Origin of the sequence: Gordonia malaquae, assembly GCF_037148075.1 — a bacterium.
Classification (GTDB): Bacteria; Actinomycetota; Actinomycetes; order Mycobacteriales; family Mycobacteriaceae; genus Gordonia; species Gordonia malaquae.
The window spans coordinates 1005869-1020121 of sequence record NZ_JBBCUB010000002.1 but is presented as its reverse complement, the minus strand read 5'-3'; the positions used below and the strand labels follow the sequence as shown (position 1 = coordinate 1020121).

General features: G+C 67.4%; 14 protein-coding genes. 6 read left to right on the top strand and 8 right to left on the bottom strand.

Going from position 1 to position 14253, the window contains the following annotated elements; genetic code table 11:
* Window positions 1-5: 5 nt before the first annotated feature.
* Both WFK36_RS11960 and WFK36_RS11955 read right to left on the bottom strand, forming a co-directional pair.
* Window positions 6-1133, bottom strand: coding sequence for a DUF5938 domain-containing protein (locus WFK36_RS11960; protein ID WP_008378757.1), 1128 nt, complete (start codon window positions 1131-1133; stop codon window positions 6-8).
* 46 nt (window positions 1134-1179) lie between these two features.
* Window positions 1180-1974, bottom strand: coding sequence for an SDR family NAD(P)-dependent oxidoreductase (locus WFK36_RS11955; protein WP_336791886.1), 795 nt, complete (start codon window positions 1972-1974; stop codon window positions 1180-1182).
* A 187-nt stretch (window positions 1975-2161) separates the two neighbouring features.
* Between WFK36_RS11955 and WFK36_RS11950 the strand changes: the two genes are divergently transcribed.
* Window positions 2162-2818, top strand: a complete 657-nt coding sequence (locus WFK36_RS11950; protein WP_336791884.1) for a TetR/AcrR family transcriptional regulator — start codon at window positions 2162-2164, stop codon at window positions 2816-2818.
* Between the two features lie 21 nt (window positions 2819-2839).
* Complete coding sequence (nucS, locus tag WFK36_RS11945; RefSeq protein ID WP_336791882.1) at window positions 2840-3523, top strand: endonuclease NucS; 684 nt, start codon at window positions 2840-2842, stop codon at window positions 3521-3523.
* Between the two features lie 12 nt (window positions 3524-3535).
* On the opposite strand, the gene WFK36_RS11940 is transcribed toward nucS, so the two are convergent.
* Window positions 3536-4492 carry a hypothetical protein gene (locus WFK36_RS11940; protein ID WP_008378765.1) on the bottom strand — a complete coding sequence of 319 codons (957 nt, stop codon included), beginning with the start codon at window positions 4490-4492 and terminating at the stop codon, window positions 3536-3538.
* 82 nt (window positions 4493-4574) lie between these two features.
* Window positions 4575-5066 (bottom strand): methylmalonyl-CoA epimerase, encoded by a 492-nt coding sequence (mce, locus tag WFK36_RS11935; protein ID WP_336791880.1) that lies wholly within the window; start codon window positions 5064-5066, stop codon window positions 4575-4577.
* A gap of 88 nt (window positions 5067-5154) precedes the next feature.
* On the opposite strand from mce, the gene WFK36_RS11930 reads away from it, so the two are divergent.
* From WFK36_RS11930 to WFK36_RS11920, 3 genes are read left to right on the top strand one after another with little or no spacing between them, the layout of a single operon-like run.
* Window positions 5155-6348, top strand: coding sequence for an acetyl-CoA C-acetyltransferase (locus tag WFK36_RS11930; RefSeq protein WP_008378768.1), 1194 nt, complete (start codon window positions 5155-5157; stop codon window positions 6346-6348).
* 7 nt (window positions 6349-6355) lie between these two features.
* A complete protein-coding gene (locus WFK36_RS11925) occupies window positions 6356-6721 on the top strand; it encodes a DUF3817 domain-containing protein (RefSeq protein ID WP_336791878.1) in 366 nt (121 codons plus the stop codon).
* Window positions 6718-7602 (top strand): tetratricopeptide repeat protein, encoded by an 885-nt coding sequence (locus WFK36_RS11920; protein ID WP_336791877.1) that lies wholly within the window; start codon window positions 6718-6720, stop codon window positions 7600-7602. Before WFK36_RS11925 ends, WFK36_RS11920 begins: the two co-directional genes overlap by 4 nt.
* A gap of 277 nt (window positions 7603-7879) precedes the next feature.
* On the opposite strand, the gene glgB is transcribed toward WFK36_RS11920, so the two are convergent.
* From glgB to WFK36_RS11900, 4 genes are read right to left on the bottom strand one after another with little or no spacing between them, the layout of a single operon-like run.
* Window positions 7880-9970 (bottom strand): 1,4-alpha-glucan branching protein GlgB, encoded by a 2091-nt coding sequence (glgB, locus tag WFK36_RS11915; protein WP_336791876.1) that lies wholly within the window; start codon window positions 9968-9970, stop codon window positions 7880-7882.
* 3 nt (window positions 9971-9973) lie between these two features.
* Window positions 9974-11980: an ATP-dependent DNA helicase gene (locus WFK36_RS11910; protein ID WP_336791875.1), complete on the bottom strand. Its 2007-nt coding sequence runs from the start codon at window positions 11978-11980 to the stop codon at window positions 9974-9976.
* Window positions 11977-12582 (bottom strand): isochorismatase family protein, encoded by a 606-nt coding sequence (locus WFK36_RS11905; protein WP_336791873.1) that lies wholly within the window; start codon window positions 12580-12582, stop codon window positions 11977-11979. Before WFK36_RS11905 ends, WFK36_RS11910 begins: the two co-directional genes overlap by 4 nt.
* A complete protein-coding gene (locus tag WFK36_RS11900; RefSeq protein ID WP_336791872.1) occupies window positions 12582-13925 on the bottom strand; it encodes a nicotinate phosphoribosyltransferase in 1344 nt (447 codons plus the stop codon). Before WFK36_RS11900 ends, WFK36_RS11905 begins: the two co-directional genes overlap by 1 nt.
* On the opposite strand from WFK36_RS11900, the gene clpS reads away from it, so the two are divergent.
* Window positions 13924-14226, top strand: a complete 303-nt coding sequence (gene clpS / locus WFK36_RS11895) for an ATP-dependent Clp protease adapter ClpS (RefSeq protein WP_008378781.1) — start codon at window positions 13924-13926, stop codon at window positions 14224-14226. The genes WFK36_RS11900 and clpS overlap by 2 nt on opposite strands.
* Window positions 14227-14253: the final 27 nt, after the last annotated feature.

Sequence of the window (14253 nt, the reverse complement as noted above, 5' to 3'; positions counted from 1 at the left end):
GTCGGTCACTGGTGCACCGTGACGATCGGCGGTGCGATGAATCCGAAGGAGCGGAGCACTCCCTCGAGTTCGCGGTGGCCGAAGGCTTGGCAGCCTGATGCCAGTCCGACTCGGCGCGGAGGCTGCTGCAGCAGACTGTAGGCGGCGTACGCCTGGAGAAGGCCCGTCTGCTGGTAATTGCTGTTGCCGTGGATCACCACGTGCGCGCGGCCGAGTGGACCGGACGCGTGAACGGAGTCGAGGGATTTGTTGAGCCGCGGGTTCTCGCGCGGCGGCATCGAGTTCATCACCTGGGCGGCGACGGCGTCGAGGGCGGCGTCGCGTTCGTCCGGGGTCATGTCCTTGGTGGCTTCGAGCGCATCCGCGACGATCACGGGCACGCCGTGCATCAGTGCGGCGTTGAACACGCCTCCCTGTGCCTTGCATGTCGAGACGCGCGGGTCGCGCTTGAACCAGACGGGATGCGAGGTACCGCCCCACGGAAGCGACTGGGCGAGTTCGTGCTGACCCGGAACCACCAGCGGGACCAGGCCCTGGGCGGGATCGAAGGGGACGTACTGGTTCTCTTCGAGGTGGTATGCCGAGCCGCCTGCCGCGTTGACCAAGATGGTTCGCGTGGAGGCGATCGTCGGACTTCCTCCCCAGAACACCGCGATGTCGAGGGTGTCCAGCCCCGGCGTCTCCAACGCGATCTGTGCCGCGATCTCGCCGGTCGTGTACATCTGTGCGATTCCGGGAGCGAGCAGAAGGCCGGCGGCTGCGTAGCGCTCGCCGAACGTCTCGTCGAGATGAATGATCCAGTCCTGCTCGCCGGTCGTGTCGGTGTAGTGCGCGCCGACAGCCAACGCTGCTTCGACGACCGGGTCGCCGAGCTTCATGAATGGGCCGACGGTGTTGAGGACGACCGAGCTCCCGCGGAACAGGTCGGTGAGCGCGTCGACGGTGTGCTCGACTGCGACCACCTCGTAGTCGGCGGTCTCGATGCCCGGCACATGTGAGTTCATCGATTCGTTGAGTGTGTCGGCGTTGCGTCCCGCAGCGGTGAACGGGACGTTGTACTGCCGCAGGAACTCGCACACGAGTCTGCCCGTGTATCCGGACGCTCCGTAGACGACGACTGGCTTGCTGGTCATGACTTCTCCTGGGTGAGTGGGATCGAGTGAATGGTCGATGGTCGGGTCACATGCCCATGCCGCCGTCGACGGGGAGTCCGATCCCGTTGACGAAGCGCGAAGCGTCGGAGGCGAGGAAGACGACGGCGTCGGCCATGTCACGCACTTCGCCGAGCCGGCCGCTCGGAGTGAGTCCGACGACGGCTTCGACAGCCTCGTCGGCCGACCCGAACAGGCCGAGCTGGGCCATGTCGTTCGCGAGTCCGGCCCCCATCGCGGTGGGAACGAGCCCCGGGTAGATGCAGTTGACGCGGACGCCGTAGCCGAGCTTTCCCGATTCCATCGCGGCCACCCTGGTCAGTCGGTCGATGGCCGACTTGGTCGCGGAGTAGATCGAGATGCCGGGAAAGGCGATGGTGGCGGCCACCGACGCGACGTTGATGATCGTGCCGCCCTGTCCTGCCTGGCCGCCGGGCCGCATCGCCCGGAGCCCGTGCTTCACGCCGAGCGCGGTCCCGAGGACGTTGACGTCCAGTTGGCGGCGGATCTCGTCCGGGGTGATCTCGGTGATCAGGTTGCTGATCTCGATTCCGGCGTTGTTGACGACGACGTCGAGTCCGCCCAGCGTCTCCGTCGCGGACCTCACCGCGGAGACCCAGCTGTCCTCGTCGGTCACGTCGAGGTGGACCGATCCGTGGCCTTCGCCGAGTGCGGTTGCGACGCCCGCGGCGGCGTCGTCCTGCAGGTCGGCGACGACGACGTGAGCACCGGCGGCGGCAAGCGCCTGTGCCATTCCTTCGCCGAGTCCTTGGGCGCCGCCGGTGACGAGTGCGCGGCGGCCGGTGAGGTCGAGTGTGGTCATGAGGTCTCCTTGGTCGATGTCGAGCGGGATCGAACTCGTGGTGTGAGTCACACTAGCGAAATCTTGACGATCGTCAAGGAAAAATCGTGACAATCGGCAAGATTCTTGTTCCGGCCCGTCGAACACGCTTGCCTGTGCGGGTACTCTTGGTGGACTGTGCGATCCGAGCGTCGGGAGAGGGGTGCTGATGGCAGCCGAGACCATTGATCGTTCGGAGACCTCCGCGCCCGCGGAACGAGGCGTCGCCCGCAGGTCGTCGAAGGTTGCGGCCAAACGCGACGAGTTGGCGAGGGCTGCATTCCGCACGTTGTCCGAACTCGGATACGCGGGCACGAGCCTGCGGGAGATCGCTGCGAACTCCGAATACAGCCACGGAGTGCTGCACTACTACTTCGCGGACAAGCTCGAATTGATCTCGCACTGTGTCGCGCTCTACAAGCGCGAGTGCGTGGCCGCCTACGACGACATCCTCGACGACGTGACCGACGCCGACGTGCTGCGTCGGCGGTTCTCGGACCGACTGGTCACCACGATGACCGACGATCTGCCGACCCACAAACTCTGGTACGACCTGCGTGTTCAAGCGATGTTCGAACCGTCGCTCCGCAACGGGGTGCGGGAGATCGACGCCGAGCTCGAAGCGATGATCTGGCGTGTCGTGTCCCGATGCGCCGCACTCTCGGGCACCACCCCGGTTCTCGACTCCGCGGGCGTCTACGCCGCGCTCGACGGGCCATTCGAGCGGGCGGTCCGAAGGCTCGCGATCGGCGACTCCTCAGCCGCCGCGGACCTCTCCGTGCAGCTCGACACGCTCCTCGCCGCGGTGGTTCCGGCGCAGTCGTAGGCGATCACTACACTGGCCGATGTGCGCCTAGTGATTGCCGAATGCAAGGTCGAATACGTCGGACGTCTCACCGCGTTCCTCCCGATGGCGAAGAGGTTGATCCTCTTCAAATCGGACGGTTCGGTCAGCATTCACGCTGACGACCGTGCATACAAGCCGCTGAACTGGATGACTCCGCCGTGTTGGACCACGGAAGAGCCTGCGCCGGAGGACTCCGACGCTCAGGCGGTGTGGGTGGTCACGAACAAGGCGGGTGAACAGCTTCGGATCACCGTCGCGTCGATCGATCACGACTCGTCGCACGAACTGGGATTGGACCCGGGGCTGGTGAAGGACGGCGTCGAGGCGCACCTCCAGGAACTGCTCGCTGAACACGTGACGACCCTCGGCGACGGCTACACGCTGATCCGCCGTGAGTACATGACGCCGATCGGTCCCGTTGATCTGCTCTGCCGCGACGCCGACGGTCAGACAGTGGCCGTTGAGATCAAGCGTCGCGGAGAGATCGACGGTGTGGAGCAGTTGACCCGCTACCTCGAACTGCTCAACCGTGACACCACGATCGCGCCGGTCGCCGGAATCTTCGCGGCGCAGGTGATCAAACCACAGGCCAAAACCCTCGCCAATGACCGCGGAATCCGATGCGTCACACTCGATTACGACCGTCTTCGCGGTACCGAGAGCACCGAGTTCCGGCTGTTCTGAATCAGTCCGCTGTCAGGCGGTTGCGGAGTCGGCGCCGTCCTTCGACGACGGGCCGTAGTGCTTCGCGTCGTAGTCGTCGTCGCTGTACTCGTCACTGATCGCGTCGAGGACGTCCGTGGCCTCCGCTGCTCGCGTATCGGTGCGCGACGGATCAGCGGAGACGAAGCGGTCACGGCCGTCGAGTGTGCGGTTGAGCAGCGTCAGGTCATCCGAGTCGTCGGCGTTCACGAGATCGAGTTCGTCACCCGACAGAGCCAGTGCGTCCGGCAGGTCGCCGAGATGCTGACGGAGTGCGCCCAGATGATCGAGGATCTGGCGGTGCGCGTCGTGCGCGGCGCCTGCGATCTCGCGTGAACGGCCGAGCCTGTTCATCGCGATGTTGTGCGCGGCCCCGCGGAGTCGGGCGGCCTCGTCTTCTGCATCGGCGATGATTTGCGCTGCTCGCTCCTTCGCGTCGGCCTGAGCCTTCTCCGAGGCGATCCGGACAGTCTCGGCGTCCGCGTCGATGGCGGCTGCGCGCTCCTCGGCGTCGGTGATCAGCGTGTCGGCGTGGTCTTGTGCCAGTTCCCGAGTGCGAGCGGCATCGGTCGCCGCGCTGTCGCGTTCGGCCTTCGCCTCCTGGCGGGCGACGCTGATGGTCTCCGCGGCCTCCTCGCGCGCGTTGGCACGCAGTTCCGCGGCTTCGTCGGTGGCCAGCTGAAGCATCCGGGACACTCGCTCGGTCATCCCTGCGACGGTCGTCGGCGGCACCGACAGCGTGTCGACGTCGCGCTGCAGACTGTGCACTTGGGCGCGGGCCTGTTCGAGGCGCTCGTGCAGTTGATCGGCGCTGGCGTGTGCCGAATCGCGGTCGGCGGCCATCATCTGCAGCTCGGCGTCGAGCCGACGGATGTGGTCGGTGACCTGGTCGCGGTCATAGCCGCGCATGACGATGGGGAACGGGCTCTGGCGCTGACCGGGTGCTGACATGCCAACAGTCTAGGGCCGCCGGACCCCGAAACGCCGGACCCCACGCGCTGTGTCGGATCCGGCGTCTGCTAAGGAGCGGCGCTCAGTGGGCGCTCGCGGCGGGCTCCACCAGTTCGAGCAGCACGCCGCCGGCATCCTTCGGGTGCACGAAGTTGATGCGGGAATCGGCTGTTCCGCGCTTGGGCTGCGGGTAGAGGAGGCGGACGCCCGCGGCGGTCAGGCGCTCGGAGACCGCGTCGAGATCGGTGACGCGGACCGCCATCTGCTGAAGGCCCGGTCCATTGCGATCGATGAACTTCGCGATCGTCGACTGCTCGTTGAGGGGCGCGAGCAACTGGATCAGCGCGCCGCCGCCTCCGCGCGGGCCGACCATGGCTTCGCGGACGCCCTGCTCCTCATTGATCTCCTCGTGCAGGTTCTCGAAACCGAAGTTGTCGAGGTACCACTTCGCCGACGCGTCGAGATCAGCGACGGCGATGCCGACGTGATCGATGCCGACGACGAGGTCGGAGACGGAGGCCAGGGCGCTTGCCGAGGTGTCGTTGTTCACAGGATCGGATGCGGAGTTGCTCATGTCCTAACGGTAGCGTGGAGACCGACTACCGCTGCTGCGCGCAGGGCACAAACGCGCCCGCGCGACCTTCAACAAGGAGTTGGCTCCAATGTCCGACAACACCACCGTCATCGTCTCCGGCGCTCGCACGCCGCTCGGTCGCCTGCAGGGATCCCTCAAGGACTTCTCCGGCGTCGACCTCGGCGCAGTCGCCGTGAAGGCGGCGCTTGAGCGCGGAAACGTCGACCCCGCAGTGGTCGACTACGTGATCATGGGCCAGGTCCTCACCGCCGGTGCAGGCCAGATGCCCGCGCGTCAGACGTCGGTCAAGGCGGGAATCGGATGGGACGTCCCGGCGCTGTCGATCAATAAGATGTGCCTGTCGGGCATCGACTCGATCGCTCTCGCCGATCAGTTGATCCGCGCAGGCGAGTTCGACGTCGTCGTCGCAGGCGGTCAGGAGTCGATGACTCAGGCCCCGCACGTTCTGCCCGGCAGCCGTGGCGGCTTCAAGTACGGCAACACCGAACTCGTCGATCACATGGCGTTCGACGGCCTGCACGACGCGTTCACCGATCAGCCGATGGGTCTGCTGACCGAGCAGGGCAACGACACCGACGGCTACACCCGTGAGCAGCAGGACGCGTTCGCCGCCGAGAGCCACCGCCGCGCCGCACAGGCCATCGCCAACGGCGTCTTCGACAACGAGATCGTCCCGGTCGAGATCCCGCAGCGCAAGGGCGAAGCGATCCAGTTCACGACCGACGAGGGCGTCCGCGCCGAGACCACCGTCGAATCGCTCGGACGTCTGCGCCCGGCGTTCCGCAAGGACGGCACCATCACCGCCGGTTCGGCATCGCAGATCTCCGACGGTGCATGCGCAGTGGTCGTGATGAGCAAGAGCAAGGCGCAGGAGCTCGGCCTCACCTGGCTCGCCGAGATCGGCGCCCACGGTGTCGTCGCGGGTCCGGACTCGTCGCTGCAACTGCAGCCGGCCAACGCCATCAAGAAGGCGTGCGAGAAGGAGGGCATTAGCCCGGCCGACTTGGACCTCGTCGAGATCAACGAAGCGTTCGCAGCTGTCGGTCTCGCCTCCACCGACGCACTCGGCGTCGACCCGGAGATCGTCAACGTGAACGGCGGCGCGATCGCGCTCGGCCACCCGATCGGCACGTCCGGCGCACGCATCACGCTTCACCTCGTACTCGAACTGGCACGTCGCGGCGGCGGCGTCGGCGCGGCCGCACTGTGTGGCGCAGGCGGACAGGGCGACGCCCTGATCGTGCGCGTTCCGAAGGCGTGATCCGGCGATGAAGAACTTCTTCGACCTCAGCACTCCAGCCAAGCGCTTCCGCTTCGTCGCGATCGTCGAGGCGGTCACCTGGGCCGCACTCATCGTCGCGATGATCGTCAAGCGTGTAGCCGACATGGACTCGGCGATCCGGATCCCGGGCATGGTCCACGGCATCGTGTTTGTGATTTACGTGCTGCTCGCACTCCTGACGGCGCGGGCACTGAAATGGAACCTCAAGGTTCTCGCGTTGGCCCTCGTCGCGTCGATCCCGCCGTTCTTCACGGTGTGGTTCGAGGTGTGGGCACGTCGTAACGGTCACCTCGGTGAACTGTCCGCGGCTCCGGCCACGCCGGACGACGAGCGCGACAAGGTCTCGGCGTGACCGGTCCGATGGGCGCACGTCGGGGCGTCGGGGGAGCTGTCGACCTGTCGGCGCTGGCCGCACCCAAGCCCGAACCGACGCCGCCGCCCGCCGACGGCGGACCGTCGATCATCGAGGTCAGCGAGCCGACGTTTGAAGCGGACGTGATCGTCCGTTCCGAACGGGAACTGGTGCTGCTCCTGCTGTGGGCGCGATGGAGTGAGCCGAGCGTCCACCTCGGGCAGACGATGGAACAGCTTGCCGTCGCCGCGGGCGGTGCATGGACGTTGGCGCTGGTCGACGTCGACGCAGCGCCTCGCATTCCGCAGGCCTTCGGCGCGCAGAACGTGCCGATGGTGATCGCGATGTGGAACCAGCAGCCGGTGTCGGCGTTCGACGGCGCGAAGGAGCCCGCGGAGATCGCCGCGTGGATCCAGGACGTCGCCGCGCAGGCCGGCGTCCCGGTCGCGTCCGCGGCCGCCGAGCCGGAACCTGCGGACGATCCGCGGATGGTCGCGGCGGAAGAACTTCTCAACGCGGGTGACACAGACGCCGCGCTTGCCGCGTACGAGGCGATCGCCACGACTGACGGACCGAAGTCGGAGGCCGCCTCGGCGGTCCGCAACATCAGATTCATGGTCCGCGCGCAGCAGCACGATCCGTCGATCATCTCTACTGCGGCGGCCGACGATGTGGACGGCCAACTCGCGGCCGCCGACGTTCTGCTCCTCGGGCAACGTCCCGAGCAGGCGTTCGACGCGCTGATCAACCTGGTCCGCCTCACGGACGGCGACGATCGCACCCGCGCCCGCACTCGGCTCCTCGAGTTGTTCGACCTGTTCGACCCCGCGGAGCCGTTTGTCGTCGCAGCGCGCCGGAAGCTCGCCACCGCCCTGTACTGACTCGACCCTCCTGCTCGTCGAGCGGCGCCCTTTCCTGCTGTTCTAGGCGGGGCCCTTCCCGCTTGCTGGGCGTCGCCGCCTCCTGCTCACTGAGCGTCGCCATTTCCTGCTCGTTGAGCGCCTTTCGGCTCGCAAGCTCGCTCAAGAACCGCGCAGCGAGTCGCAGCGTGGTGACGTCGCCGCTTAGCTGGGGTGGACGATTCTTCGACTCGGTTCGGGTGCTTGTCACGACGCTTCGACTCGCTTCGCTCGCTCAACGAGCAGTGGGAGCAGGAGGTCAGGCTGGAACGAGCCAGATCGAGGAGCGGGCGGGGAGAGTGATCGAGGCGCTGAAGGGACGGCCGTGGCTCGGTCGGGCCTCGGCGTCGACGGCGCCGAAGTTGCCGATCCCGCGGCCCTGGTAGTCCAGCGCCCCGGAGTTGAGCACTTCGGCCCAGCGGCCGCCGCGCGGAAGGCCGATCCGGTAGTCCGGCAGGTCGGCGTCGGAGAAGTTGAACAGGCAGGCGACGAGACCGTCGCCTGCTGGGTCGCGTCGCACGAAGCCGATGACCTGGTTGCTCGTGTCGTTCGCGGTCAACACGTCGAGCCCGGTGGCGTCGCAGTCTCCCGCATAGAGCGCGGGAGTCTTTCGCAACAACCTGCCGAGGTCGCGGACGAGCGCTGCGACCCCTCGGTGCACCGGGCCGTCGTCGCCGTGCAGCAGATCCCAGTCGAGGCCGCGATGGTCGGACCACTCGTCGACCTGCGCGAATTCCTGACCCATGAACAGGAGCTTCTTCCCGGGATGCGCCCACTGATAGGCGAGCAGCGTTCGGACGTGATCCGCCCGTGTCCGCAGATCATCCCCGGGCATCCGGCTGACGAGGGTTCCCTTGCCGTGCACCATCTCGTCATGACTGAGTGGGAGCACGTAGCGTTCCCTGCTCGCCTCCGACAACGATGCGGCGAGCGATAGGACGCCGCCGTCGCCGGTCGGCGCGGCGAAGTGGCCGAGGGTGGTGTGCATCCAGCCGAGGTCCCATTTGAAGTCGAACCCGAGACCTCCGTCTTCGGTGCGCGTGGTGACGCCGGGCCACGCGGTCGACTCCTCGGCGATCATCATTACGCCCGGGTGACGGTCGTGCACGAGATCGGTGAGGTCAGACAGGAAGTCGACGGCCTCCTCGTTCCGGTGGCTTCCGTCGGCCGCGGGCCGCCACTGGCCTTCGCCGCGCGAGTAGTCGCGGTATAGCATCGCGGCGACCGCGTCCACCCGCAGACCGTCGACGTGGAACTCGCGGCACCAGTAGTCTGCGCTCGCGAGCAGGAACGCGCGGACCTCGTCGCGCCCGAGGTTGAACGCGTACGTGCCCCAGTCGGGTTGGTCGCGGCGCAGGGGATCGGCGTGCTCGTACAGCGGGGTGCCGTCGAACTCGCCGAGCGCAAAGGTGTCCTTCGGGAAATGGGCGGGCACCCAGTCGAGGATCACGCCGAGTCCGCGCGAATGCAGATGATCAACGAGGAACCGCAGGTCGTCGGGTTCGCCGAACCGAGCTGTCGGAGCGAAGAACGAGCCGACCTGGTAGCCCCACGACGGACCGTACGGATGCTCGGTGACCGGCAGGAGCTGTACGTGTGTGATGTTCAGGTCCGTCAGGTGATCGGCGAGCAGGCGGGCCGCGAGTCGGTAGTCGAGGCCCCGGCGCCACGACCCCAGATGGACCTCATACGCGCTGAACGGAACGCGGCCGTGGTCTTCGACGACTCGGTCACCGAGCCAGGTCGCATCGCTCCACTCGAACTCGCTCGGCGCGGTGACGATCGATGCGGTCTCCGGTGGGCGCTGGGTGCGGTGGGCGAGTGGATCGGCTTTGTCTCGGGTGAGGCCGTCGGCTCCGACGACCCGGTACTTGTACCTGTCGCCGATGCGGGCGCCCGGGACGAAGACCTCCCAGACGCCGTCGCGCAGCACCATCGGGAAGCTGCCCGCACCCCATGAATCGAAGTCGCCGAACACGGTCACACCGCGGGCGTTCGGCGCCCACACCGCAAAATGCACACCGTCGTCGACGGGGAACGATCCGAGCAGGTCGACGAGGAACCCCGCCCCCAGCCGAATGTCGCGGCGGTCGTCGTCGGTCAGACGCGATGGGACGCGGTAGGGGTCGTGAACGGTCTGCACGTGGTCGCCGTAGCGCACCTGCATCATCGAGTCGCCGGTGCTCGTGCCCTCCAGGAGCGGGCCGCGAATCCGACGCATCTCCGCACCGTCGATCCACGCCTGGTCTGCGCCGGGAAGGAGTGCGCGCAGCACGCCGTCGTGCCGCCCGAGGAGTGCGTCGGGGCGCGGATGAGTTCCGGCGAGCAGGCGATCGATCGGGTCGCGCATCGGTCAGCTCGACGCCAGGCGCCGCAGAGCCGCGACAACGGGCTTCGGATCGCGGGTGCGCCAGAACGGTGGCAGGCCGGCCATCAGATAGCCGCCGTATCGAGCTGTCGCGAGACGGGAGTCGAGGACGGCGACGACACCCTTGTCCGACGTGGATCGCAGCAGCCGGCCCGCGCCCTGGGCGAGCAGAAGCGCCGCGTGGTTGGCCGAGACGGTGAGGAAGCCGTTTCCGCCGCGCGCGTCGACGTCGCGCTGCCGCGCCGACAGCAGTGGATCGTCGGGGCGGGGGAACGGGATCCGGTCGATCATCACCAGTCGCAGTGACGAACCGGGGACGTCGACGCCCTGCCAGAGCGAGAGCGTGCCGAACAGACACGTCCGTTCGTCGTCGGCGAACTTCTTGATGAGCGTCGACGTCGCGTCGTCGCCCTGGCACAGGATCGGGAAGTCCACTCGATCGCGGAGCTTCTCGGTTGCCTCCTTGGCTGCTCGCATCGAGGAGAACAAGCCGAGTGTGCGTCCACCTGCGGCTTCCATCAGGCCGACCATCTCGTCGAGGGTCTTCGGGGAGAGCCCGTCGCGTCCGGGCGGGGGGAGGTGCCCGGCCACGTACAGGATCGCGGCCTTGGGGTAGTCGAACGGCGAACCCGCATCCATTCCACGCCAACCCGCGCCCTCCACAGCGGTGCTGTCCGGGGAGCCGCCCTGAGGGGGAAGTCCCCATGTACGGGCGAGTGCGTCGAAGTTGCCGCCGATCGTCAGCGTGGCCGACGTCAGTATCACCGTCGAATCGGTGAACAGCGACGTCCGCAGGAGCCCGGCGACCGACAGCGGCGCGATCCGGAGCACGTGACGGGTGTTGTTCCGGAAGTCGTCGACCGACTTCCACACCACGTCGTATCGCTTGGTGATGTCCTTCTCGCCGAACATCGTGAGGACACGGACCACGGCGTCGTGCATGGAGTCGGCGGATGACATCGCCATCTGGCGGGCGGCGGCGGCCTCCGGGTCGGTGCCTGCCGATCCCTGTCTCGCCGGACCGATGCTGCTCCGAGCATTCCAGAGGCGGTCGCGCAACGATGCGAGTATCTCTCCGGCGCCGTTCGGAAGCCGCACCCATTCGCCCGCGGGGGAGTCCTCGAGCAGGATGCCGAGCTGTTCGCCCGCACCGACGAGCGCGTCGGCGGTCTCGTCGTCGATCAGCTTCCCGCAGCGTCGCGCGACCTGCGACACACCTGCGGCGGAGATCTCCTCGGTGGTGACCGAGGTGATGCGGTCGACGAGTTCGTGCGCTTCGTCGATCACCACCACCTTGTGCTCGGGGAGGATCGTCGCCGGGCTCATCGCGTCGATCGCCAACATCGCGTGGTTGGTGACGATGACGTCCGACGCGCCGGCTTTGCGGCGGGCGATCTCGGCGAAGCAGTCTTCGCTGTACGGGCAGTTGTTGGCGCCGAGACACTCCCGCGAAGACACGCTGACCTGTCGCCACGACTGATCGCTCACGCCCTGTGGGAGATCGTCGCGGTCACCGGTCTCGGTGTCGGAGACCCATTCGCGCAGGCGGGTCACCTCGCGCCCGGTCCGGGACAGCTCGAACGCGTCGAACAGTTCCGTGTCGGGTTCCTCGGCGACACCCGAGTGGATCTTGTTCAGACACAGGTAGTTGGCGCGGCCCTTGAGGATCGCGAACGTGGGCTCGCGGCCGATGGGCTTCGCCAACGCCTTCGACAACCGGGGGAGGTCCCGTTCGGTGAGCTGGCGCTGCAGGGCGATCGTCGCGGTGGACACCACAACGGTGTCGTTGCTCTCGACCGCGTGCCGGATCGACGGCACGAGGTAGGCGAGTGATTTACCGGTACCGGTTCCGGCCTGGACGGCGAGGTGCACGTCGTCGTCGATGGCGGCGGCGACGGCAGTGGCCATCGCCAGCTGCCCCTCGCGCCGACTGCCTCCGAGTTCGGTGACCGCGTGGTCGAGGAGTTCGGGAACGGCGGGGATGTCGGTCACTGGGCGTCGGGCGTCGAACTGTCGGCGGGAGCACCGGTGTACAACAAGTCGCCGGAGAGCTCGACGCCGAGCTCACGCATCTGTGCGAACGCGGACTCGGTCGTGGCCTCGGCGACGGCTGCGGTGTACGGGAGCAGCACTCGCGTGCGCAGTCCCGCTTTCACTGCGTCGACGGCCGTCGCCCGGACACAGTGATCGGTCGCGATGCCGACCACGTCGACCTCGGTGACGCCGTGGTCGGCGAGCCATTCCGCGAGCGACGTGCCGTCGGCGTCGGAGCCTTCGAAACCCGAGTATGCGGCGCTGTACGCGCCCTTGTCGAAGACCGCCGCGAACGGTTCGGTGTCGAGCGTCGGGTGGAATCCGACGCCGTCGGTGCGGGCCCGGCAATGCGGCGGCCAGGAGTCGACGTAGTCGGGGTCGTCGGAGAAGTGGTCACCCGGATCGATGTGGTAGTCGCGGGTGGCGACGACGGTGCTGTAGTCGTCGGTGATCGTGTTGATCGACCCGGCGACGGCCGCTCCGCCGCGAACCGCGAGTGCGCCGCCCTCGCAGAAGTCGTTCTGCACGTCGACGACGATCAATGCGCGGTTGTCGGTCATCACTTCTCCGGTCGGGTCACGTATCGGGTGGGGACCGCAGGGTCGCCGTGGCTCAGGCCGAGGCCCTCCCATGGAAGCGACACGAGGCCACGAGCGAGGTGATCCCGCGCGTCGACCAGCGTGGGCAGACCCTCGACGACACGACCTTTGCGCACCAGCGGGATCTGCAGGTCCCGAACGTCCAGATTACCCGCGTCGACGAGATCGGCGGCGGCCACGTCCGTGCCGCCGGTCACGACGATCTCCTCGACGATGGTCCCGGTGTCGCGGGCTGCACGGATTGCGCGCTTGGCGCCGCCGTGGCTCTCCTTGTGACTGGCTCGCTTGGCGACCGGGACGCCGTCGACCTCGACGAGCTTGTAGACCATGCCCGCAGTCGGTGCGCCGCTGCCGGTGACGAGCGAAGTCCCGACGCCGTAGGTGTCGACGGGTTCGGCGCGCAGGGACGCGATCGCGTACTCGTCGAGATCACCGGAGACGACGATCTTCGTGTCGGGTGCGCCGAGCCCGTCCAACTGCGCTCGGACCTGACGCGCGAGGACACCGAGATCGCCGGAGTCGATGCGGACGCCGCCCAGCTCGGGGCCGGCGACGGCGACGGCGTTCGAGACACCCGTCGTGATGTCGTAAGTGTCGACGAGCAGGGTGGTCCCGACGCCGAGCGCGTCGATCTGCGCAGCGAATGCGGCCTTCTCGTCAGTGCCCGCGTGGGTGGAGAACAAGAGGGTGAAAGCGTGCGCGGCGGTGCCTGCACTGGGGACACCGTAGGTGCGTGCAGCCTCGAGGTTCGACGTCGCGGTGACGCCCGCGATGTACGCGGCTCGCGCCGATGAGACCGCCGACCGTTCGTGGGTGCGTCGACCGCCCATCTCGATGATCGGTCGACCGGCGGCCGCGCTCACCATTCGAGCGGCGGCCGAGGCGATGGCGCTGTCGTGATTGAGGATCGACAGGATCATCGTCTCCAGGATCACGGCGTCTGCGAAGCCACCGCGCACCGTCATGATCGGCGACCCGGGGAAGTAGAGCTCACCTTCCCGGTAGCCGTCGATCTCGCCGGTGAAGCGGTAGTCGGCGAGCCAGGCGAGAGTCTGCTCGTCGACGATGCCGTCGAGCGCGGCGATCTCGTCGTCACCGAAGCGGAAGTCGGCGAGCGCGTCGAGCACCCGCCCGGTGCCCGCGACGACGCCGTAGCGACGTCCGTCGGGCAGTCGGCGCGCGAATACCTCGAACACGCAGGGACGATCCGCTGTCCCGGCGCGCAGGGCGGCCGAGATCATGGTCAGTTCGTACTGGTCGGTGAGAAGCGCTGTAGCGGTCACGTTCGCTACCCTATTACTCATGGTGCGCGATGACGTGACGCCGGGCACGAGCACCGGTACGGCGGTAGCCGAACCCGAGGTCGTGACCGACAGGCCGTGGGTCACGGTGGTCTGGGACGATCCCGTCAATCTCATGAACTATGTCGCTTACGTCTTCCAGAAGCTGTTCGGGTACTCCGAGGTCAAGGCGCGTGAGCTGATGATGCAGGTGCACAACGAAGGCAAGGCCGTCGTGTCGTCGGGCGATCGCACCAAGGTCGAGGGTGACGTGCAGAAACTCCAGGCCGCAGGCCTGTGGGCGACCATGCAGCACGACAAATGACGGCTTGCGGCACGAGGAGCTGGGTAT